Annotated in this window: 19 protein-coding genes and 1 tRNA gene; 7 read left to right on the forward strand and 13 right to left on the reverse strand. The window is 37.4% G+C overall.

The window, feature by feature from the left end; translation table 11 throughout:
* Positions 1-56 precede the first annotated feature (56 nt).
* Complete coding sequence (locus ACFPVY_RS11115) at positions 57-1427, reverse strand: saccharopine dehydrogenase family protein (RefSeq protein ID WP_379792083.1); 1371 nt, start codon at positions 1425-1427, stop codon at positions 57-59.
* Positions 1428-1554: 127 nt separating this feature from the next.
* Between ACFPVY_RS11115 and ACFPVY_RS11120 the strand changes: the two genes are divergently transcribed.
* Positions 1555-1941, forward strand: coding sequence for a DUF423 domain-containing protein (locus ACFPVY_RS11120; RefSeq protein ID WP_379792084.1), 387 nt, complete (start codon positions 1555-1557; stop codon positions 1939-1941).
* 78 nt (positions 1942-2019) lie between these two features.
* Entirely contained in the window at positions 2020-3648 is a 1629-nt protein-coding gene (gene pckA, locus ACFPVY_RS11125) for a phosphoenolpyruvate carboxykinase (ATP) (RefSeq protein ID WP_379792085.1), read from the forward strand.
* A gap of 58 nt (positions 3649-3706) precedes the next feature.
* Here the strand turns inward: pckA and ACFPVY_RS11130 are convergent, their stop codons facing one another.
* From ACFPVY_RS11130 to ACFPVY_RS11140, 3 genes are read right to left on the reverse strand one after another with little or no spacing between them, the layout of a single operon-like run.
* Positions 3707-4696, reverse strand: coding sequence for a hypothetical protein (locus tag ACFPVY_RS11130; RefSeq protein ID WP_379792086.1), 990 nt, complete (start codon positions 4694-4696; stop codon positions 3707-3709).
* 24 nt (positions 4697-4720) lie between these two features.
* Positions 4721-5446 carry a LytR/AlgR family response regulator transcription factor gene (locus tag ACFPVY_RS11135; RefSeq protein WP_379792087.1) on the reverse strand — a complete coding sequence of 242 codons (726 nt, stop codon included), beginning with the start codon at positions 5444-5446 and terminating at the stop codon, positions 4721-4723.
* A complete protein-coding gene (locus ACFPVY_RS11140; RefSeq protein ID WP_379792088.1) occupies positions 5443-6444 on the reverse strand; it encodes a sensor histidine kinase in 1002 nt (333 codons plus the stop codon). Before ACFPVY_RS11140 ends, ACFPVY_RS11135 begins: the two co-directional genes overlap by 4 nt.
* A 276-nt stretch (positions 6445-6720) precedes the next feature.
* On the opposite strand from ACFPVY_RS11140, the gene ACFPVY_RS11145 reads away from it, so the two are divergent.
* The gene (locus ACFPVY_RS11145; protein ID WP_379792089.1) at positions 6721-7497 is read left to right on the forward strand and encodes a hypothetical protein; all 777 of its coding nucleotides are present in this window, start codon (positions 6721-6723) and stop codon (positions 7495-7497) included.
* 579 nt (positions 7498-8076) lie between these two features.
* Here the strand turns inward: ACFPVY_RS11145 and ACFPVY_RS11150 are convergent.
* The 9 genes from ACFPVY_RS11150 to ACFPVY_RS11190 form a co-directional block, all read right to left on the reverse strand.
* On the reverse strand, positions 8077-9132 hold the full coding sequence (locus ACFPVY_RS11150) for a phytase (protein WP_379792090.1): 1056 nt from the start codon (positions 9130-9132) through the stop codon (positions 8077-8079).
* 1 nt (position 9133) lies between these two features.
* On the reverse strand, positions 9134-11944 hold the full coding sequence (locus tag ACFPVY_RS11155; RefSeq protein ID WP_379792091.1) for a TonB-dependent receptor: 2811 nt from the start codon (positions 11942-11944) through the stop codon (positions 9134-9136).
* Positions 11945-12071: 127 nt separating this feature from the next.
* Positions 12072-13325: a TSUP family transporter gene (locus tag ACFPVY_RS11160; RefSeq protein WP_379792092.1), complete on the reverse strand. Its 1254-nt coding sequence runs from the start codon at positions 13323-13325 to the stop codon at positions 12072-12074.
* Positions 13326-13373: 48 nt separating this feature from the next.
* Positions 13374-14285, reverse strand: a complete 912-nt coding sequence (gene cysK, locus ACFPVY_RS11165) for a cysteine synthase A (RefSeq protein ID WP_379792093.1) — start codon at positions 14283-14285, stop codon at positions 13374-13376.
* Positions 14286-14312: 27 nt separating this feature from the next.
* A complete protein-coding gene (gene epsC, locus ACFPVY_RS11170; protein WP_379792094.1) occupies positions 14313-15134 on the reverse strand; it encodes a serine O-acetyltransferase EpsC in 822 nt (273 codons plus the stop codon).
* A 12-nt stretch (positions 15135-15146) separates the two neighbouring features.
* Positions 15147-16385, reverse strand: a complete 1239-nt coding sequence (locus ACFPVY_RS11175) for a sulfate adenylyltransferase subunit 1 (RefSeq protein ID WP_379792095.1) — start codon at positions 16383-16385, stop codon at positions 15147-15149.
* Between the two features lie 21 nt (positions 16386-16406).
* Positions 16407-17312: a sulfate adenylyltransferase subunit CysD gene (cysD, locus tag ACFPVY_RS11180; RefSeq protein ID WP_379792096.1), complete on the reverse strand. Its 906-nt coding sequence runs from the start codon at positions 17310-17312 to the stop codon at positions 16407-16409.
* A 21-nt stretch (positions 17313-17333) separates the two neighbouring features.
* Positions 17334-18026, reverse strand: a complete 693-nt coding sequence (locus tag ACFPVY_RS11185) for a phosphoadenylyl-sulfate reductase (RefSeq protein WP_379792097.1) — start codon at positions 18024-18026, stop codon at positions 17334-17336.
* 548 nt (positions 18027-18574) lie between these two features.
* A tRNA-Ala gene (locus ACFPVY_RS11190) sits at positions 18575-18648 on the reverse strand.
* A 98-nt stretch (positions 18649-18746) separates the two neighbouring features.
* On the opposite strand from ACFPVY_RS11190, the gene ACFPVY_RS11195 reads away from it, so the two are divergent.
* From ACFPVY_RS11195 to ACFPVY_RS11210, 4 genes are all read left to right on the forward strand, one after another.
* Positions 18747-19514, forward strand: a complete 768-nt coding sequence (locus ACFPVY_RS11195) for an enoyl-CoA hydratase/isomerase family protein (RefSeq protein ID WP_379792098.1) — start codon at positions 18747-18749, stop codon at positions 19512-19514.
* Positions 19515-19540: 26 nt separating this feature from the next.
* A complete protein-coding gene (locus ACFPVY_RS11200) occupies positions 19541-19990 on the forward strand; it encodes a 6-pyruvoyl trahydropterin synthase family protein (protein ID WP_379792099.1) in 450 nt (149 codons plus the stop codon).
* A gap of 87 nt (positions 19991-20077) precedes the next feature.
* Positions 20078-20518, forward strand: a complete 441-nt coding sequence (locus tag ACFPVY_RS11205; protein WP_379792100.1) for a deoxycytidylate deaminase — start codon at positions 20078-20080, stop codon at positions 20516-20518.
* On the forward strand, positions 20508-22082 hold the full coding sequence (locus ACFPVY_RS11210) for a S41 family peptidase (RefSeq protein ID WP_379792101.1): 1575 nt from the start codon (positions 20508-20510) through the stop codon (positions 22080-22082). Before ACFPVY_RS11205 ends, ACFPVY_RS11210 begins: the two co-directional genes overlap by 11 nt.
* Positions 22083-22094 lie beyond the last annotated feature (12 nt).

Consider the following 22094-nt stretch of genomic DNA (forward strand, 5'->3'; position numbering starts at 1 on the left):
ATTTTGGAAATTAATTATGTGATTGCTTCGTTCCTCGCAATGACTGGACCTATGTTTTAGCTGGAAACATTTTTTGGATTGTAACCCATGTAAGGCACTTGTTTTTCGTGGAAAATCACGCCATATTCTTCTAGTTCTTTTAAAATTGGCAGATACACTTCGCGGTTTATTGGGAGCTGAACGCCGGGAGTTTTGATGTTTCCGTTGAGGATTTGCAGAGTTGCCATTGCCACGGGAAGTCCCACGGTTTTTGCCATCGCTGTATACGTTTGGTCGTCGCCAAGGCATACCATTTTTGAGTCAATCTGGTGTTGTTTTCCTGCGATTTCGTAGCCAAATTTGTGGTACATCACAATCATATCTTTGTCGTGTTCTTCTAAAGTCCACGAATCGGTCAATATTTTTTCTAAGATTTGAGCGGGAGTTGCGTTTTTCAAGCCTACCATTTTGGTTGGATTAAACAAATCTAGCTCTAAAAGTTTGTCCCATTTGATGTCATCTTGGTCAATTTTTAAGCTCAAACGCAATTTAATTTCGACAGAATCTGTTGGGTGATAGGGCAAAAATGAATTGGTAAACTCCCTGTAAGTCATCGTTTCAGAGTTTTCCATCGTGTAACTGTCATCCGTCATGCCAAGTTGCACGAACATATTCCACGCTTTTGAATAACCAACGCGACGAATTGTACCTCTATATAATGTAAGCACGTCGTCAAGGCCGTAAACGCTTCGGTATTTGAGAGAATCACGATTGGCATATCCTTCAAAACGGCCGTATCCTTCGACTTCCATAAACTCCGTTCTGCGGAATAATTTGTGATATGGAATGTATTTATAAGAGCCTTCTTGGATGAATTTTGCGGCGCCACCTTGGCCGGCAAGCACCACGTTTCTTGGGTTCCATGTGAATTTATAGTTCCAAAGATTGTTATCCGATTCTGGAGCTACCAATCCGCCACAAAAAGATTCAAAGAGGATGATTTTTCCGCCTTGGTCCCGAATTTCGTCGATGACTTTCATGGCGCTCATGTGGTCGATTCCTGGGTCAAGCCCAATTTCGTTCATGAAAATCAAATTGTTTTCTTTGGCCAATTGGTCCAAATTCTGCATTTCTTCACTTATATATGAAGCAGTAACCATATGTTTCTTGAACAAAATGCAGTCTTTTGCCACTTCGATGTGCATAAATGCGGGCAACATCGAAATCACGATATCCGCTTTTTGGATTTCGTTTCGTCGTTGCTCTTCATTATAGATGTCTAAAGCAATGGCGGTCGCATTTTTGTGATGTTTGGTTTTTCGTTGAGCCAATTCTAGCGATAAATCGCCGATGGTAAGGTGTAAATTTTCTTCTTCTGATTTATTTAAAAGGTACTGAATTAATGAAGATGCTGACCTTCCGGCACCAATTATTAGAATATGTCTCATAAAAACCTGAATTTTTTAATAATAACACAAAAGTAGCGATTTGTTATATTTAAAAAAATTTAAAGGCAATTGATTATCATAAAGTTTTTAAGTTGGCGTAAATTTGCAATTTAAATTTCATAGTAAAATGGACAGAAAAATAATTTCCACCGGAGCAGTTTTAGGTTTTATTGCAATTATTTTAGGAGCATTTGGAGCACACGCTTTGAAAAAAGTTTTGGACTTGGACCAATTGGCTTCGTTTGAAACTGGCGTAAAATACCAAATGTATCATGCGCTGTTTTTAATGTTCTTGGGAAGCTCAAATTTGGTATCTGAAAAGGCTAAAAAAAGCATCTATTTTTTGGTTTTATCTGGAGTCGTACTTTTTTCGGGTTCCATCTATCTTTTGGCTACAAAAAACATCTCAAACATCGATTTTGGCATTATCGGAATAGTAACTCCCATTGGAGGATTGCTAATGATTGTGGGCTGGGCGATACTTTTTTTGAATATAATGAAGAAAAAAGCATAAAGTTTTACCAAATAAATCAACTTTCAAAAATTATTTTTACTTTTGCCGAATAATTAAACACAACTCAATTATAATTCTATGGATAATTACGCCCAATTTACGAAATCGATTTCGTTAGAAAAATATGGAATCAAAAATGCAGAAGAAGTGATTTATAATCCTTCGTATGAAATGCTTTATGATGAAGAGTTAAATCCGGCTTTGGAAGGATTTGAAAAAGGCCAGTTGTCAGAGCTTGGAGCTGTCAATGTGATGACTGGAGATTTCACCGGGCGTTCTCCAAAAGACAAATATATTGTTGAAGACGAAATTACAAAAGATACGATTTGGTGGACTTCGCCAAAAGCGGTTAACGATAATAAACCCATTTCAAAAGAAACTTGGAGCGCGCTTAAAGAAACTACGCTTACCCAATTGTCAAACAAGAAATTGTATGTTGTAGATACTTTTTGTGGCGCCAATGAAAATACCCGATTGAAAGTACGTTTTATTATGGAAGTGGCTTGGCAGGCGCATTTTGTAAAAAATATGTTCATCCGTCCAACTGAAGAAGAATTGGAAAACTATGGAGAGCCTGATTTTGTGGTGATGAACGCTTCAAAAACAGAATTCTCAGATTATAAAGCGCACGATTTAAATTCTGAAGTGTATATCGCGTTTAACTTGACCGAAAAAATCCAAATCATTGGAGGAACTTGGTATGGTGGCGAAATGAAAAAAGGATTGTTTTCAATGATGAATTATTATTTGCCATTGCAAGGAATCGCTTCAATGCACTGTTCTGCTAACAAAGGAAAAGATGGCGATGTTGCCGTTTTCTTCGGGTTATCTGGAACAGGAAAAACAACTTTATCAACAGATCCAAAGCGCGAATTGATTGGTGATGACGAACACGGCTGGGATAACGACGGTGTTTTCAACTTTGAAGGCGGTTGTTATGCAAAAACCATTGACTTGAGCAAAGAAAACGAACCAGACATTTTTAATGCAATCAGAAGAGATGCGTTGTTAGAAAATGTAACGCTGGACGAAAACGGAAAAATTGATTTTAAAGACGGTTCTGTAACTCAAAATACTAGAGTTTCGTATCCAATTTACCATATCGACAATATTGTGAAGCCAGTTTCAAAAGCAGGCCACGCTTCAAAAGTGATTTTCCTTACGGCAGATGCTTTTGGTGTAATGCCTCCGGTTGCGAAATTGACTCCAGAGCAAACAAAATATCACTTTCTTTCAGGTTTTACGGCAAAATTAGCCGGAACAGAAAGAGGCGTTACCGAGCCTCAGCCAACGTTTTCAGCTTGTTTTGGAAAAGCATTTTTGTCTTTACATCCAACAAAATATGGCGAAGAATTGGTTAAGAAAATGGAACAAAATAACGCAACGGCTTATATCGTAAACACAGGCTGGAACGGAACAGGAAAAAGAATTTCTATCAAAAACACCAGAGCAATTATTGACAGAATCTTGGACGGTTCTTTAGAAAATGCAGAAACAACTATGTTACCGATTTTTAATTTTGCAATTCCAACAAGTTTAGAAGGTGTGGATTCTGAAATTTTAGACCCAAGAAAAACCTACGAAAATGAACTAGATTGGCAAACAAAAGCAAAAGATTTAGGAAAGCTTTTTGTTGCAAATTTTGAACAATATGCTACTAATGAAGAAGGCAAAAACTTAAGAAAAGCTGGACCGCAAGTGGTTTAATTTTTAATTCAAAGACAAAAAATCCGCTCATTGAGCGGATTTTTTTATATGAGCTAATTTATTTCTTCTTTGAAAAACTCGGATTAAATGAAAATCCTAAGCTAAAATATCCGGTTCCATCTTGTTTTGATGAATAAATATAGTCGTTTGTGTTTTCGCCTCTTTCAGAAATTCTTGAGTTGAAAACATTGGCAAAACCACCTCTGAAACTTGCAATAATTGACTTTCCAAAGCAATGCTCATAAGTCAATCCCGAGTTGATTTCTAAAACACGATAATCATATACTTTTGCAAAGCCGGGTTGGTTTACATAGGTATAAAATCCGTTAGCGTTTAATTCTGTACCTAAAGATAATCTTCCGTCTTTGAATAATTCTCTTTTGAACATCAAGCGCTGTGGCAAGATGAAATCGAATGTCCACGGCGAGTTTTCAAATTTATGTTCCATCATAAAAGTTGGCGCGGCAGGAACTGGCGATGTTGGATCGACTAAAACAATCAAACCAACGCCAATCGTCGTTCTCTCTGTCTTTTTCAAGATTAATGTAGCTCCAAAAAAACCTTTGATTCTTTCGGCATCTTTTTCGGTTCCGTCCACAATAACGCTGGAGTTGTAAATAAACGGCTTGTTGAATAATTTTGAAAAATAAGTAAAACTTAGCGCTCCAGAAAGGTAATGGAAATCATCTTTTCTGTCATAAAGCGGTGCTGTATTGTCAATTCTGGAAGCCACATCACTGGTTTCAAAAGATTCATAACGGTATCTCAAAGAGGTCGTGATGTTCCATTTTGGCTTCATGATTATCGGAAGATTGGCACTCACGCTCAAACGATTGTGGTTCTTGATTTCGCCTTCTTCAAACGGAGCGTCAAATATTTCTGAATCAAAATCTGTGGGCAAATATTGCTGGTATTGCACATCAAAAAGGCGTGTTGTCGGAAAACGGTTGGTAAACGCTTTGGTCGCATTTTCTTTGACAGTTGGTTCTTCTTGCGCATTTGCAACGAGGCAAACGAAAAACATTAAAAGCAAAAACTTTAATTTCATTGGTTGATGATAATTGGGTTAGTTTTATATTTTGTCGGGATTATTTTTCCCTAAATATTGTTCCAAAAACTTTTTTCGAAACACTTCACCGATGGGTATTTCGGTGGTTTTTATATAAATGGTATGGTTGTCAAATGAATCAATATAACTGCTGTTTACCAGATAAGATTTACTCACTCTGATAAAAATATTTTCGGGTAAATGCTGTGAAATGGTCTTTAAATTCATGGCTGTAATGACCTTTGAATCATTCACATAAATCACTACATAATCTTTCAAGCCTTCAACATAAACAATATCCTTGAACAAAATCTTATGAAATTTTCGATCAGATTTCACTAACATATAATCAGTATCAAGGCTTTCTAAAGTGCTTTTTCCCTCTTTATTGGCCAAAAGTTCTCCATAAGAAAATGCTTTTTTGACCGCTTTTTCTAATCTTTCCTTGATAATCGGCTTGACCAAATAATCAATCGCGTCAACTTCATAACTCTTTAAAGCATATTGCGAATAAGCTGTGGTGAAAACAATTAGCGTTTTTTCTGAAATGGTTTCGGCAAATTCCAAGCCGTTGATTCCGGGCATTTGAATGTCTAAGAAAATCAAGTCCACATCGTTCTCAGACATAAATTCTTTGGCTTTTTTGGCTCCGTTAAAACACCCGATGACGTTTAAATCAGCAATATCTTGAAGCAATAAAAGCATTCCTTCTCTTGCCAATGGCTCGTCGTCAACAATTATGCAATTCATATTGGTAAGGTTAAGGTTGCGGTATAATTTCTCTCGGTGTCTTCAATTTTCAGGCTAAAATCGTTGTCATATAAAAGCTCTAATCTTCGTTTCACATTGACCAAACCAAGACCGCCTTTGTGCGATTCATCAATGGGTTCGGCAGGTTTTGTATTGGAAGAAATAAAAATTAATTCCTTATCAAAAATCTGAAACAAAATTTTTACTTCAGATGGATGGTCTAGGTCAACACTATGTTTGATAGCGTTTTCGATAAAGGTGATAAACAAGTTGGGAGGTAAAACCAACTGCGAAACCATATCCTCATTGGTACCTTTATTCTCAATTTTCAAGTCATAAGAGAAATCATCTCGCCTGATTTTTTCAAGCTCAATAAAACCTTTCAAAAACTGGATTTCAGAAACCAGCAAAACAGAATCTTGGTTGTTGTCATACAATTGATAACGCAAGAAATCAGAAAGTTTTAAGATGGTCATCGATGCTTTTTCAGGATCTTTCTTGACCAAAACATTCACATTATTCAGCATATTAAAAAGAAAATGCGGATTAATTTGGTTCTTTAACTCCTTTAATTCTAGTTGCATCGAGTTTTTTTCAAGCTCATTAATGCGTTCTGTATCACGCGCCCATTGCTGAAATAATTTGATGGAAGTAGAGGAGAAAACAAGCATCGTCAAGATATTCACAGAGGCCACCATTTCATGAATAAAGCTTGAAAAAGCACGTCTTGGGATAATTCGGTAAGGCTCAAAATAATGTGTAGCAACCAACTTTAAAACCAGGAAACTGCAAATAATAGACAGCACCAGCATGGTTAGATAGGTTAAATATTTAGCCTTAAAAAGCAATCTGGGCACCAAGACATACATATTAAAATAGACCATTCCCATAAAATAAGAAATCGAAATCCACTTTTGAAGATAATGATAGTTGCCACTAAATTCTTTTATTTCGCCAGAATCATAGGCCAATGCCACAATATATAAAAGAATAGACAAATGCCTATATATCCTATATTTTGGATCAATTAAAAACTGAATGAAATTATTTTGTGAGCATACGTTTCTCAAGACGATTCTATTTTAAGTTGCGAAGTAAAGCCAAAAAGAATTACCGCAAAATTAATTTATACCAAACCCCAGTTTATTTATACAAAAGTAGAAACCAAAAGATTTGCTCTTTTAAATAACGGCTTTTGTATAAAATAAGTTTGTGTTCGTATAAAAAAATAAATATGCTTTTAAGTTGAAGCTACTTTTGATAAAAATTAAGTTATGAAAAGCATACAGCAAATTGAAGATTGGATTGAGGCGATTGAAAGTTCAAACATTTCAGCTAAAAAGCAAGAACAGCACATTGCTGACGTGGTCGATTTCTGGAAGTTTGCCACAACTTATGACAATCATATTTCTATCCTTGAAAAAGGGAAGGTGTTGCTTAATGAAAATGGTTTTGATGAAGAAATAACCATTGCCACTTCCAATCTTGTTTTAAGCCAAAAAAGAAATCCTTTTGAAAAAATTATAACCGAAGTAGAAGCAGCGCTGTTAAATTTTGGCGCAAAATATTCAGGCTTATACAGCATTCGCTTTCACAATTTGAATAGAAATTTTCAGGAAGAAGATTTGGCTTTGGTCAAGGATGAAATTCTTTCTGCGATCAAAGGCGAAATTGTTTTCTTCAAATACATCTACAAACTAAACAAAATTGAATCTACAGAGTTAAAGATTTATAAGAATGATTTAGGCGTTTTGCAATGCAATTCTGAAGATATTCAAAAGCAAATCTCAAAAACAAAACCAGAAAAAACAGAAGAAAAACAATGGCTAATTTTATTATTAGATACTGTTGACCACAATTGCAATTCATTTCTGTTTGAAAGCAATATTAAAGAAGCCGTTTTTAAATCGGGCTATGACAAAGTGTTTCTTTTTGATTTCTATAAATCAGAAATCATTTCTATAAACGTGTCTGATGGCCTCAAGAACCCCATCAGACACGTCAAGAGCCACATCGATGACGTTCAAAGGCCCATCAGCGTGGTTGCATAACCCCATCAGACACGTCGGCAACGCCATCAACGGGGTTCGGGACGCCATCGATGGGGTTACCCAACGCCATCAGACACGTCAGCGACGTCATCAACGGCGTCTCTGACGTGGTATCACACCTTTCATGCCTATTTTAGTCTTATAAAGAATCATCTGAAAAAATCTGTGCCGTCTGTCTTCAAATTAAACTTAAAAAAGGGGTAGGGTACCGTATTAAAACACCCTGGAGACGTATTAAAATACCCTCGTTACGTATTAAAATACGTCTGTTACTACTTTAAAGTGGTCGTTGACGTGTTTAAATACGTCTATTAACCCCTTTTAATAGGTTGACAAGGTACTTTTAATACGTATAATGCCTATTTTAATGGGTTGTCATACCCATTTTAATAGGTCAGCGAGGTATTAAAAGGGGTGAGGTAACCCATTAAAAGTAGCTTCGAACGTATTAAAACACGTTTTTAAAGGATCTAACCTGAGAAAATCTAAAAAATCTGAGTTCAAAAAAGCTTTAAACTAAATTCGGGACACCAATACTGATATCCCGAATCTTTTCAATGGAGTTTATTTCTAAAAAATCTATTTCTGATGCTTGTCAATTGCAGCCTGAATTATATTCCAGTCATAAAAATGAAACGTCATTCCGTTGCTCATCGCCACCAGCATTCCGTTTGGATATTTGGCACCTAAGTTTACATTCGTTACATCAGCTCCGTCACATTCAATTGTGGAAGTCGGGATTTCCGCCAAAAGGGTATGGTTGTTAGGATTTCCGTCAGCACCTTCTCTTGCATATACCATAAAACTGTTGGCTTGCTGATTTGAAATCAAGATATAACCGGTTTTAGCGCCGGTTTTGTAAATTGCAATTCCTTCGTTATCGGCCTTGAAATCTTTCTGTCCAAACAAAGCCAATTCGTTATCGTCTTTGGCTTCTGGGTCAGCCAGATATTTTTTCACGCCAAACTGCTCGTCGCAATAATAAACGTATCCCAATTCATTATCCACAGCAATCGCTTCAATTTCTTTCTTGCCACTAAAGCTCCCGAATTTGCGAACTACTTCACCTTTAACAGCTCCGTTTCCATTGTCAGAAAGCAAATATTGCCAAAGATACGTTCCGTCCGGACCTGTTTTTCTTCCTACGATAGCAAAAATAGCATTGTCTTTTTTTCTGGTATATAAAGAAATTCCCATCGGGTCGCGCAACGCTTCTCCGATAAAAACGTCAATTCCTCCGTTGTCAACTGGCGTCAAATCAGGCAATGAGAAAATTCTAAGCTTATTGGTTTCTCTTTCGGTCGTTACTGCAATATCGGTTTTCTTGCCGTTGATTGTAATTCCATACGCGATATCCACGTTGTTTGGTCGCTTTAAAACAATGGATTTCTTGATAATTTTTCCGTCTAAATCATAGGCATAAATCCCGCCATCAGTGTCTTTGTCTGTCCCAATAATGATGCTTTTTGTAGCATCTTTTGAATTGATCCAAATTGCGGGATCATCAGTATCGTGAGGCGTTGGCTGTGTAACGGCAGTCGGTTTCAAGGCATCCTCACGAACCGGAGCCAATTGGCTTGATTTGCAAGAAAGTAATGTGATTGTTACTAAGGAAAGCAGCGTTATCTTTTTCATATTAAAAGTCAAATTTTAGACCCAAATTAAAACGGGCTTGGTAGTATTCTAATTGTTTTGTTCTCGAAGAAATTCCTTGGTAATAACGCAAAGGCTGGTTCGTGATGTTGTTGGCTTCCGCGAAAATTCTAATGTTTTGCGTGATTTTATACGAAGCATTTAAGTCTAAGAAAAACTGCTTGTCATAATAACTGTCTTGGAACGCATCAGAACCCAATTCATCTAAATAATCTGAAGCAAAGTTAGCCGAAGCTCTTGCAGAAAACTTAGAGTTTTCCCAGAAAAGTGAGCCGTTTAACATGTGTGGTGCCGTTCCTGGAAGGCTCACGTCTTTTCTTTCGTTACCGTCTTCGTCAGCAATTCCTTTTGCTTTTGATTCTGTGAAAGTGTAATTTGCATAAATCCCAAAGCCTTTCAAGAATTTTCCTGGCAAGAAATCCAATTGTCTTTGAAACGCAACTTCAAAACCATAAACGTCCACGCTATTTCCGTTTCTTGATTGCAGGAATGTCCAGTTTTCATCCACCGGAATAGGGTTCGCCTGTGTTGGAAAATCATTAGCGAAATCTGTTGCAGTATATTGATTGTTGCTATACGTGTAAATAAAATCGTTTAAGTTTTTATAGAAAACTCCGGCAGAAACCAAACCAACGGACTTGAAATAATTCTCAGCCATCAAGTCAAAGTTATACGAATAAGTTGCATCTAAATCTGGATTTCCCGCCTGAATTTCAGAATCTGCTGCAATATTGTTTACATAAGGTGCCAAAGCATAATAATCAGGTCGCGCCAAAGCAGTTGTGAAAGCCACTCTCAAGATGAAATCTTCGTTGACATTATATTTGAAAGAAGCACTCGGAAGAATGTTGGTATAAGAGTTTGTGGTGTTGATTTCTCCTTCTAATTCTTCTTCGTCTAAAACTCTGTTTCCGGTATAATCAATGTTTGTATTTTCAATTCTGAAACCTAAAATCATCGAAAGCTTGTTGTTGAAATCTTGATCCCAACGCACATATCCTGCATAAATATTTTCTTTTGCTTTGTAATTTACCGCCAAATATTCAGAAGGATCTAATTCGCTTTCATACAAAGCTGAATTATTTAATTGTAAGCTTCCAAGGTAATTTGCTGAAGCAAAAGTTCCAGGAATATATTGGCTTCCCGGATTAAAACCGTTTCCGTTAAAATAGCTCGCGCCAACGTCAGCAAGGGTTACGCCGTTAAAAGGCTCATATGAATAGAAAATATTATTTCTAGATTTGTCTTTCAATCTCAAACGAAGTCCGGTTCTCAAACGACCTTTTTGTCCGTCAATTACAGAAAATGGAAAACGGATATTTACCTTCGCTCCAAATTCGCTTTCTTCGGTATTATCTCTATTTTCGGTCAAAGCAGATTGCTCAAAAAGTGCTAAATCTTCTCCTTGCGAAGTAATCAAAGGTTTTCTGTTCGTGCTTCCGTTTTGGAACAAATCCAAACCTTCCTGCTGAAATTCAATATATCGCTCATTCGGACGAAATTCTCTTGCCGTAGCATAATTCATCGACCAGTCTAAATCTAATTTTGAGCTTAAAAGGTGCTCGCCACGCAAAGCATAATTCTGAACTCTTTGGTCTTCCAATCGTCTGCTTTTGTTTCTGTCGCTATCGATTCCACCTTTTGTTTCACGAGTTACACGACCTGTAAAACCAGTAATTGCTTGTCCGTCATAAGTCGCTTCGATATCGTCATAAGTTGTTCTGAAACGATTTTCGCGGTCGTCTCTCCAGTTGTAAATTGCATTAGCAAAAATCGTATTGTTGTCATTGAATTTATAATCCACCGCGACAGCCGCACTTCTTCTAATTCGTTGCACATCATATTTTCTGATGTCAGCTTCTTCTACATACACATTCCCAAAATCATCCTGAACCCAAACGGCCTCGATATTATCAGAACCATAATCATTATTGTTGTAAGAACCGCTGACCACAACGCCCAATTTGTTATCCAAATAACGGTTTCCATAAACCAAACCAGCCGTGTAAATCGCCTTCTCACGAATTGGCGCATAACCACCGGCAACAGTTGCAGAAATTCGTTCCCCGTTTGGAGTCGCTCTTGTGATCAAATTTACCGAACCACCAATGGCATCACCGTCCATATCTGGCGTCAGCGTTTTGTTCACTTCAATAGTCGCAATCATATCAGACGGAATTAAATCCATCTGCACGTTTCTATTATCACCTTCAGCCGACGGAATTCTGTCGCCGTTTAAAGTCACCGAGTTTAAAGCAGGAGCAAGACCGCGGATGATAATATTTCGCGCTTCGCCTTGGTCATTTTGCATCGTGATTCCGGGAACGCGCTTCAAGGCGTCACCAATATTGGCATCAGGAAAACGCCCAACTTGGTCAGAAGAAATCACATTGGTAATATTTCGATTGTTTTTTTGCTGGTTCAAAGCACGCGCTTGACCTTTTAAACGCTCGCCAGAAATCACGACTTCGCTTAAAGTTTCAGAACCGCTGGTCATGGAAAGGTTGATTTTCACGTTCTTTCCTTCTTCAACAGTAACTTCCTGCGTAAGATTTTGGTAACCTATGTAAACCACCTCAATTTGGTACGTTCCCGCCGGAACATTTAAGAATTCAAAGTCACCAATCTGGTCCGAAATGGTGTAACGGTTACCCGAATTTAATTTGATTGTAGCGCCTGGCAACGAAATATTTCCGTCAGGATCTGTGATTTTTCCTGAGATTACGCTGTTCTTTTGAGCAAAAGAACTCGCGCAGAATCCAAGAATGAAAAGCAAGAGTAGTAATTTTTTCATCATCTATAGTTTGTGTGTTTAATGTGGTGCGAAACTAAAGATGCGATATAAATTGACTGTTAACGTTTCATTGGGAAATGTTTTTGTTGTGTGAAATTTTGATTTCTAATGTTATGAAATGGTAAGATTAAAATAAAATCCGTTTTAAGCTGGTAATTATAATCAAGATTCCCACCAGAATCATCATCGCCTTCGTCGGAATTTTATTCGCCATAAAAGCGCCAATCGGAGCTGCGATAACACCGCCAACAATTAACCCGAAGATAACCGACCAATGTGTGAAACCAATAGTTGCAATGAATGTGAATGAACTGGCAAGTGCCACAAAAAATTCGGCTAAATTTACCGAACCAATGGTGTACCGCGGTTTTTTTCCGTTGGCAATTAATGTAGAAGAAACAATCGGACCCCAACCGCCACCGCCAATAGAATCTAAGAAACCGCCCGCTGCAGCAAGTGGAAATAATCGTTTGACTTTGGAACGAGCACGTTTTTTCTGCAATGCTTTTCTAATGATAATTATTCCGAGAATCAACGTGTAAATTGAAACAATCGGCATGATATATTGGTTGTAATCTTCTAAACTTGTCAAGATATAAGCGCCCAAAATTGCTCCGATAACACCCGGAATCAATAAGTTTTTAAACAACTTTGAATTCACATTCCCAAATTTCAAGTGCATTAATCCCGAAACACCGCTCGTGAAAACTTCAGAAGCGTGAACGCTCGCGCTTGAAACCGCGGGAGATAATCCAAAGGATAATAAAAAGCTTGTTGCCGTAACTCCATAAGCCATTCCCAGCGCGCCGTCTATAAGTTGCGCTACAAAACCGGCTAGAATAAAAAGGAGAATGTTTTCGTCGAGATTATCGACAAGACTTGCGCCCAATCTTCCGATTTCTTCGGGAGAAATAAATCTTCCGAGAAAATAACCAGTTAATAATAATGCAGGAATACTGAAGCCATAAATCCAAAGACGGAGGTTGCTAATTTTTAGTCTTCCTGTTTTTTCTGCGTAGTTTTCAGTCAAAGAAAAGTCACTTTGCTGTGGATTTCCGGCCACATAAACCGGAATCTTTTTCTCCTTGGCAATGGTTTTTAAGGCCAAGTTTTCAGCATCGTCGCCAGTTGCCAAAATCAAGAAATCAGCATCGTCAAGGTCATTGATGGTAAAAGATTTGGCCCTAGTTTTTATATGCGGAAATTTCCCCAACATTTCTGAAAGCGATGGGGAAATTTTATCTGAGAGTAGTGTAATCGAGGCTTTTGGATACAATTTTAAAACCATTTCGGTTTTTTTTATTGCGGTATTTCCGCCACCAACAATTAAAAATCGAGCCACATCTGCCTTTAAAAAGACAGGAAAAAGTAGTTCACTCATTTGAATATTTTAGTTCCTAATTGAAGAAACTTTTAGGTAGAAAATAATTTAAAACAAACCTTCGATTGAAAGGTAACGTTCGCCGGTATCATAATTAAATGTCAGGATTACCGAATCGTCTGGCAACGTTTTTACTTTTTTTGCAACTGCGGCAAGAGAAGCTCCGGTAGAAATTCCGACCAAAATTCCTTCTTGTTTTGCAATGGCTCTGGCGTATTCAAAAGCTTCGTCTTTGCTTACTTGAATTACTTCGTCAATCAAATTTCCGTGGTAATTAGCAGGAACAAATCCAGCGCCAATTCCCTGAATTGGATGAGGTGAAGGCGAACCGCCACTTAAAACCGGAGACAATTCTGGTTCAACCGCAAAGACTTTTAAGTTTGGATATTTTTCTTTCAAAACTTCGGCTACACCTGTAATATGACCGCCGGTTCCCACGCCCGTAACCACATAATCCAATCCGTCAGGAAAATCAGCAAGGATCTCTTGAGCCGTTGTTTTTTTATGGACTTCAATATTTGCAGGATTTTCAAATTGTTTCGGCGACCACGCTTTCGGGTTTTCCGCAGTTAATTCTGCAGCTCTTTCAATCGCACCTTTCATACCTTTTTCACGAGGCGTCAATTCAAATTCAGCTCCGTAGATTTCCATCAACTTGCGACGTTCAACCGACATGGATTCTGGCATAACCAAAATAACTTTATAACCTTTTACGGCTCCGACCAAAGCCAAACCAATTCCGGTATTTCCAGAAGTCGGCTCAATGATAACGCTGTCTGGTTGCAACAATCCTTTGGCTTCGGCATCTTCAATCATTGCTAATGCGATACGATCTTTGATACTGTTTCCTGGATTATTTCGCTCTAATTTGAGCCAAACGTTTTTATTTTCTCCGTATAATTTATTGATTTTCACCACAGGCGTTTTTCCGATGGTTTCTAAAATGTTCTGTGCTTTCATAATTTTATAGTATTAATTAAGACTCATTTATATGCTAAAATTCAAAGCTTCAGGAAAAACCTGCTTGCTTTTTATGACGATTTCGCTCTTGTGAAAAACCAAAGATTCTGGCGGAATTGAATTGGTGATCCAAACATTTCCTCCAATGACAGCACCTTTTCCGATGGTTGTATTTCCTCCTAAAATCGTGGCGTTTGAATAAATAATTACGTCATCTTCAATCGTCGGGTGGCGTTTTTCGGCGGCTTTGTCTTTGCTTACGCTTAAAGCACCGAGCGTCACGCCTTGATATACTTTCACATCGTTTCCGATAATTGTGGTTTCGCCGATGACAACGCCGGTTCCGTGATCGATAAAAAATCGTTCCCCGATTTGTGCGCTGGGATGAATGTCGATTCCGGTTTTGCTATGCGCGAATTCAGAAATCAATCTTGATAAAATCAAGGCGTTTTGTTTCCATAATTCGTGCGAAATTCGGTAAACCGTAATTGCAAAAAATCCGGGATAAGCCAATAAAACTTCATTGCGTGACTTTGCCGCAGGATCAAATTCTAAGATTGCTTTTAAATCTTCAGAAAGCGATTTGTGAATCAGATTTATAGTTTCGAAGAAGTTTTCTGCAATTTCCAACGCTTTATTTGGAGCAAAAGATTCTTCTTCGAGCAAGGTTTTTAAAAGCTGTTGTAATTCGATTTCCTTATTTTCAAAAAACGTAAAATTTACATATTCTTTTTCACTGCAAAAAAGCCAGTTGGACAATTCGTTGATCCAATATTTGGCTTCCTTCCGATTTAAGAAAATCCGTTTTTGCAGAAAATTAGACTGATATAATGATTTGTTTTTTGACATAATTAAAAGGAATTAATTTTCTAAAAACATTAAAGCACCAACAGTATTGAAGCTCGTTTCATCAATGAGAATCGCGTTTCCGGTTTTGTCATTGTCCACAAAAGAATCAAAGAAAAGTGGTTGATTCGTGCGAATTGAAATCTGTGCGATATCGTTTAATTTGATGTCTTCGGCAGGCGTAAATTCCCAATCGTTGACATTCCATTTTTGGTTGATGGCTTGTACTTTCACGCGAACATTTCTGAAACGGTGCTGTAAAATATAGGTTTTGCCTAATTGCAACGGCGCATTATCCAACCAAGAAATCCATGTATTTATTTGGTTCGATTCCTTCGGAAGCTCATCAAATTTCACAACGGTATCGCCACGGCTGATGTCGATATTATCTTCAAAATGCAAAACCACATTTTCTCCAGCTTTTACTTCAGCAACTGATTCTAAGTTTTTTTCAATCTTCACAATCGAAGTTTCAATATTCGCAGGAAGGATTTTCACTTTGTCGCCCACATTGTATTTTCCGCTTAAAATCAATCCGGCATAACCTCTGTAATCGTGATTTTTCTCATCCTTTGGACGAATTACCCATTGCACTTGAAAACGCGATGCCAGATTGACGTTGCTTTTGGGTTCAATTTCTTCCAAAGTTTCCAAAAGTGCTTTCCCAGAATACCAAGGTGTTTGCGAAGATTTAGTCACAATATTATCTCCCGCCAAAGCACTTACCGGAATGTAAACAATTTCGTCAAAAAGCAATTCGGTGCTGATTTTGGCAAAATCATTTTTGATAGTTGTAAAAACTTCTTCAGAATAATTAACCAAATCAATTTTGTTCACGGCAATAATCGCTTTTTTGATTCCCATCAAAGAACCAATGCTGGCGTGTCTTTTGGTTTGAACGGTGATTCCTTTTCTGGCATCGACCAAAATAATGATCAGGTCAGAATTAGAAGCTCCGGTAATCATATTTCGGGTGTATTGCTCGTGGCCTGGCGCATCGGCAATAATGAATTTTCTTTTCTTCGTAGAAAAATATTTATAGGCTACGTCAATCGTGATTCCTTGTTCTCTTTCTGCACGCAAACCGTCTGTAATCAAGGATAAATCGATATCAACGCCTTCTTGTTTGGTCTGTTTTTGCAAGACGCCAAGTTGGTCAGTATGGATGCTGTCAGAATCGTAAAGCAATCTTCCGATCAAGGTACTTTTTCCGTCGTCAACATTTCCTGCGGTTATAAATCGTAATGTTTTCATATTCGTTTTCTTGGCTTTAAATTAAAAATATCCTTGTTTTTTGCGGTCTTCCATTGCGGCTTCAGAAAGCTGGTCGTCTAAACGTGTTTGACCTCTTTCGCTGATTCTTGTTTGGATAATATCTTCAATAATATCCTGAATTGTAGCCGCTTCGGAGGGAACTGCTGCGGTGCAAGTCATGTCGCCAACGGTTCTGTATCGCACTTTTTCAACCACAACAGTATCGGTTTCTAAAGGCTGAATAAATTGCGAAGTCGCCACCAATTTGTCTTGGTGAACGATGCATTCTCTTTCATGAGAGAAATATAAATTCGGCAATTCGATGTCGTATTTTTGGATGTAATTCCAAACGTCTAATTCAGTCCAATTGCTGATCGGGAAAACACGAACGTTGTGGCCTTGTTGCGTTTTTCCGTTTAAAATGTCCCATAATTCAGGACGTTGCAGTTTTGGATCCCATTGGCCAAAATCATCTCTGACAGAAAAAATTCTTTCTTTGGCACGCGCTTTTTCCTCATCACGACGCGCGCCTCCGATGCAAGCATCAAATTCATTTTCTTGGATAACATCCAAAAGCGTGTAAGTCTGCAACGAATTTCTTGACGGAAAACGACCTGCAGTTTCTTTTAAATTGTATTTTTTGATGCTGTCTTCCACCGAACCGACAATCAATTTTTCTCCTATTTTATTGGCCAAATAATCTCTGAAAGCAATCGCTTCCGGAAAATTATGTCCTGTATCAATATGTACTAAAGGAAACGGAAATTTCCCCGGACGAAATGCTTTTAATGCCAAATGCACCAAAACAATCGAGTCTTTTCCGCCTGAAAAAAGCAAGGCAGGCTTCTCAAATTGCGCGGCAGTTTCACGAAGAATGTAAATCGCTTCGTTTTCTAATTGGTCTAGATAGTCTTTTGAGTTATTCATTTACTGCTAAAAATTTTAAAATTATTTATGAAGACCGCATTCTTTTTTAGAATTGTCTTCCCACCACCATCTTCCGGCTCTGAAATTCTCACCCGGTTTTATGGCGCGAGTACAAGGCGCACAACCGATGCTGATAAAACCTTGATCGTGCAAAGTGTTGTATGGAACCGCATTTTTCTTCAAGTAATCCATCACATCTTCGGTTGTCCAATGCAAAAGCGGATTGTATTTGAAAAGCTGTTGCTGTTCGTCCCACTGAATGATTTCTAAGGAATTTCTATTCTCAGATTGCTCGGCTCTTAAACCGGTAATCCAGATTTTGGCACCTTTCAAACCTTGTTGCAACGGAACAACTTTTCTGATCGAACAGCATTCTTTTCGCAATTCAATTGATGTATAAAATGGATTGATTCCGTTATCATTTACAAATGCTTCAATCGCATCCGCATTTGGATAATAGCTTTTTATTTTGGCACCATATTGTAAAAGTGTTTTATCCCAAACAGCATACGTTTCTGGAAATAATCTTCCGGTATCTAAGGTAAATACTTCGATATTTTTTATTTTTTGTCCGAAAATAGCGTGCGAAATCACTTGATCTTCAATCCCAAAACTTGTCGAAAAAACCATTTTTTCGCCAAAATTCTCTGAAAGAAATTTCAAACTATCCTCAAGATTGAGTTGCGCTAAGTTTTCTAAAAATTGAATATTCATTCTTTTGTCAAATTAAAAAAAGCCTTTTGAAATATATCAAGAGGCTTTGGTAGAACTAATTATATGGCAATGCTATAATTGGACGACTTTCTCTTGACCACAAAAGCAGACAGCAGCAGGTTTCGTTTAAAAGCATTGAATTTGAAATCATTTGATATTATTTGTAAATAAAAAATCCCCAATTTCTTGAGGAGTCTTTGTTATACTTGAATCATTTTAAAATGGCAAAAGCTGACAAATCACTCCTCGATTTTCGAGCAGCAGATGCAAGCCATGTGCTTCATAATAAAGTGATTATTCATTATTTTAATGTGTAAAATTATAATAGTAAACTTAAAAAGTTTTTTCTACATCTCAAACTTTCTCACTTCTATTAACATCGAAATTGGAAATTGTTTTTTTTAGGTCTAAATTATTGAAGTATCAATTTTTTTAGGTAAAAATTTGTTGAAGAAAGTCAATAATTCGCAAGAATTGGCAAATGGAAATGTTAATAATGCTAAAAAAGAAAACCCTCAGATCAAATGAAATGAGGGTTTGAAGTTTTGTGGAGAATATCGGATTCGAACCGACCACCTCTTGCCTGCCAGGCAAGCGCTCTAGCCAAATGAGCTAATCCCCCAAGCGTTCAGCAAATAAAGTCAATTAAATCACAAAAACCAAATACCTTCGGCGGAAATTATTTTGCAAAACCGTAACTTTACGAAAAATATACTTTTTATGATTACAGATAGAGAAAACGGCTCACTTTATACTCAAATCCATAATAAAATTGCAACCGTTGAATTCGGGCATCCAGCGAGTAATTCTTTTCCGAGCGAGCTTTTGCAACGCTTGACAGACGAATTAAATGCTTTAAGCAAAAATAATGAGGTAAGCTTGATTATTTTGAAAAGCCAAGGCGAAGGCGCATTTTGTGCTGGCGCTTCTTTTGATGAATTATTGCAAGTTTCAGATTTGATTGAGGGAACAAAATTCTTTTCAGGTTTTGCAAACGTAATTAATGCGATGCGAAAATGTTCTAAATTAATCATAGGAAGAATCCACGGAAAAGCTGTTGGTGGTGGCGTTGGTTTGGCTTCCGCTTGCGATTATGCTTTTGGGACTGTTGATAGTTCTGTAAAATTATCAGAATTAGCGATTGGAATTGGGCCTTTTGTAATCGAGCCGGCGGTTTCTAGGAAAATTGGGAAAGGTGCTTTGGCAGAAATGACTTTGGCCGCGCACGAATGGAAAAATGCGTATTGGGCTCAAGAAAAAGGAATGTTTGCGAAAGTTTTTGAAACGATTCAAGATTTAGATAAAGAACTAGAAATTTTTACTTCGAAATTAGCATCATACAATCCGGAAGCATTGTCAGAAATGAAAAAAGTGCTTTGGGAAGGAACCGAAAAATGGGATTCCTTATTATATGAAAGAGCTTCGATTTCTGGGAAATTGGTTTTGTCAGATTTTACGAAAAATGCCTTAAACCAATTTAAAAAGTAACTAAATTTGCACCCAAATATAATAGAATGAGCAAAATCAGAATTACCAAGCAATTTAATTTCGAAACCGGGCACGCGCTTTACGGCTATGACGGAAAATGCAAAAATGTCCACGGACACAGTTATAAATTGTCGGTAACCGTTATCGGAACGCCAATTACGGACAGCTCAAACGTGAAATTTGGGATGGTGATTGACTTTTCAGATTTAAAGAAAATTGTGCGAGAAGAAATCGTGGATATTTTTGACCACGCGACAGTTTTTAATCAAAATACGCCACATATTGAATTGGCAAAAGAATTGCAAAGCCGTGATCATCACGTGATTTTGGTGGATTATCAGCCAACTAGTGAAAATATGGTGATCGATTTTGCAGCAAAAATAAAAAGCAGATTACCACAAAATATCGCTTTGCATTCGCTACGATTACAGGAAACTGAAACTTCTTTTGCAGAGTGGTTTCAAAGTGATAACTAAGGTGTAAGGTTTTGGGTAAAAGGTTCAGGAAATCAATTACGCAAAAAAATAAAACTTAGAAATTTAGCATTTTAGAAACTAAAAAAAATGAATCCAAAGAAACTTAATAAATACGACAAAGCTTACCTTCGAATTGCAAAAGAATGGAGCCGACTTTCTTATTGCAAAAGAAAACAAGTTGGCGCAATTATTGTAAAAGACAGAATGATAATTTCTGACGGATATAACGGAACGCCATCCGGATTTGAAAATTGCTGTGAAAGTGAAGACGGATTGACGCTTTGGTATGTGCTTCATGCAGAAGCAAATGCGATTTTAAAAGTTGCTGGATCGACACAATCTTGCGATAAAGCGACGTTATACATCACGCTCTCGCCTTGCAAAGAATGCAGTAAATTAATTCACCAATCTGGTATCAAAAGAGTGGTGTATCAAGACGGTTACAAGGACGAATCAGGAATACAATTTTTAAAAGAAGCAGGCGTTGAGGTAGTGCATATCTCAGAAACTGAAATGAATGAAAAATAACAAAATATATTTACCAATCGTTATTTTTGCTGCTCTGGCTATCGGAGTGGTTTTGGGCGGAATGCTTAATTTTCCGACCCAAGGCGTTGCTTTTTCTAAAACAAATCCGAAAAATAAATTAAACAAGTTACTTGATTTTATTGACCGCGAATATGTCGATAATGTCAACACCGATTCGATTGTAGATTTGACTGTCACCGGAATTTTAGAAAAACTAGATCCGCATTCGGTTTACATTGCCAAGAATGAATTTGAGCAGGTTTCTCAAAGCATGAAAGGTGATTTCGTGGGAATCGGGGTCAATTTTTATATGTACAATGATTCTGTTGCCGTCATAAAACCAGTAGAAGGCGGACCTTCTGAAAAAGCAGGAATCAAATCTGGAGACCGAATTTTGTTTGCAGATAGTTACAAACTTTTCGGAAAAAAAATTACTAATGATACTTTGTTTTCCAAATTAAAAGGAAGCGTTGGCTCAGAAGTAGAACTTACGATTTATCGAAAAAGTGAAAATAAAAAAATAAAAGTCAAAGTAAAACGAGACATCGTTCCGATAAAAAGCGTCGATGTTGCTGTAATGGTGAATCCAACGACCGGTTATATTAAGGTGAATCGTTTTGCAGAAACTACTTACGATGAATTCGAAGAAGGGTTGCTGAATTTGAAAAAACAAGGCGCCAAGTCGATGATCGTTGACGTTCGTGATAATGGCGGCGGTTATCTTGACAAAGCCATTGAAATTGCTGATGATTTTTTAAAAGATGATGCTTTAATCGTATTTACAAAAAATAAAAAAGGCAGAATCGACAGAACTTTTGCCACAAACGACGGAAGTTTTGAAAACGGAAAAGTATATATTTTAATCAATGAAAATAGTGCTTCGGCAAGTGAAATTTTAGCCGGAGCCATTCAAGATAACGACCGCGGATTAATCGTGGGAAGAAGATCTTTTGGAAAAGGTTTGGTACAAAGAGAAATGCCTTTAGGTGATGGTTCTGCCGTAAGATTGACGGTTGCAAGATATTACACGCCAACCGGAAGATCGATTCAAAAGTCCTACGAAAAAGGAAGCGAAGAATATTTCAAGGAATTTGAAAAACGTTTTGATTCGGGAGAATTATACAAATCAGATAGTATCAAAGTGGCTGACACTTTAAAATTCAGAACACCAAAAGGAAGGATTGTGTATGGCGGAGGCGGTATCGTTCCAGATATTTTTGTGCCTTTAGAAGTAGAACACGGCGAAGAAAGCATCGCTTATTTGATGCAATCTGGTTTGGTTGGTTATTTTGCCTTTGAACAATTGGACAAAAACCGAAATGATTTTAAAGGATTGACTTTTGATCAATTCCAAGAAAAAATGCAGAAAACCGATGTTTACTTTGATGCTTTCCAGAAATATTTGGTAAAGAATGCAGTCTTATTGAATTTGAAACATACCAGAAACCTTGTAAAACGTTACTTGACGGCTGAATTTGCAAGACAATTATATGGTGACGGCAAGTATTTTGAAATCGTATTGAAAGAGGATGCGATGATCAAAGCGGTTTTGGAGGCGAAATAAAATTTTTTAGCC

Origin of the sequence: Flavobacterium qiangtangense (assembly GCF_042658345.1) — a bacterium.
GTDB classification, from domain to species: domain Bacteria; phylum Bacteroidota; class Bacteroidia; order Flavobacteriales; family Flavobacteriaceae; genus Flavobacterium; species Flavobacterium qiangtangense.

What these genes read in the sequence shown, in the direction of transcription:
- ACFPVY_RS11115 (WP_379792083.1), bottom strand. Translation starts at nt 1,427, where the DNA reads ATGAGACATATTCTAATAATTGGTGCCGGAAGGTCAGCATCTTCATTA.
- ACFPVY_RS11120 (WP_379792084.1), top strand. Translation starts at nt 1,555, where the DNA reads ATGGACAGAAAAATAATTTCCACCGGAGCAGTTTTAGGTTTTATTGCA.
- pckA (WP_379792085.1), top strand. Translation starts at nt 2,020, where the DNA reads ATGGATAATTACGCCCAATTTACGAAATCGATTTCGTTAGAAAAATAT.
- ACFPVY_RS11130 (WP_379792086.1), bottom strand. Translation starts at nt 4,696, where the DNA reads ATGAAATTAAAGTTTTTGCTTTTAATGTTTTTCGTTTGCCTCGTTGCA.
- ACFPVY_RS11135 (WP_379792087.1), bottom strand. Translation starts at nt 5,446, where the DNA reads ATGAATTGCATAATTGTTGACGACGAGCCATTGGCAAGAGAAGGAATG.
- ACFPVY_RS11145 (WP_379792089.1), top strand. Translation starts at nt 6,721, where the DNA reads ATGAAAAGCATACAGCAAATTGAAGATTGGATTGAGGCGATTGAAAGT.
- ACFPVY_RS11150 (WP_379792090.1), bottom strand. Translation starts at nt 9,132, where the DNA reads ATGAAAAAGATAACGCTGCTTTCCTTAGTAACAATCACATTACTTTCT.
- ACFPVY_RS11155 (WP_379792091.1), bottom strand. Translation starts at nt 11,944, where the DNA reads ATGAAAAAATTACTACTCTTGCTTTTCATTCTTGGATTCTGCGCGAGT.
- ACFPVY_RS11160 (WP_379792092.1), bottom strand. Translation starts at nt 13,325, where the DNA reads ATGAGTGAACTACTTTTTCCTGTCTTTTTAAAGGCAGATGTGGCTCGA.
- cysK (WP_379792093.1), bottom strand. Translation starts at nt 14,285, where the DNA reads ATGAAAGCACAGAACATTTTAGAAACCATCGGAAAAACGCCTGTGGTG.
- epsC (WP_379792094.1), bottom strand. Translation starts at nt 15,134, where the DNA reads ATGTCAAAAAACAAATCATTATATCAGTCTAATTTTCTGCAAAAACGG.
- ACFPVY_RS11175 (WP_379792095.1), bottom strand. Translation starts at nt 16,385, where the DNA reads ATGAAAACATTACGATTTATAACCGCAGGAAATGTTGACGACGGAAAA.
- cysD (WP_379792096.1), bottom strand. Translation starts at nt 17,312, where the DNA reads ATGAATAACTCAAAAGACTATCTAGACCAATTAGAAAACGAAGCGATT.
- ACFPVY_RS11185 (WP_379792097.1), bottom strand. Translation starts at nt 18,026, where the DNA reads ATGAATATTCAATTTTTAGAAAACTTAGCGCAACTCAATCTTGAGGAT.
- ACFPVY_RS11195 (WP_379792098.1), top strand. Translation starts at nt 18,747, where the DNA reads ATGATTACAGATAGAGAAAACGGCTCACTTTATACTCAAATCCATAAT.
- ACFPVY_RS11200 (WP_379792099.1), top strand. Translation starts at nt 19,541, where the DNA reads ATGAGCAAAATCAGAATTACCAAGCAATTTAATTTCGAAACCGGGCAC.
- ACFPVY_RS11205 (WP_379792100.1), top strand. Translation starts at nt 20,078, where the DNA reads ATGAATCCAAAGAAACTTAATAAATACGACAAAGCTTACCTTCGAATT.
- ACFPVY_RS11210 (WP_379792101.1), top strand. Translation starts at nt 20,508, where the DNA reads ATGAAAAATAACAAAATATATTTACCAATCGTTATTTTTGCTGCTCTG.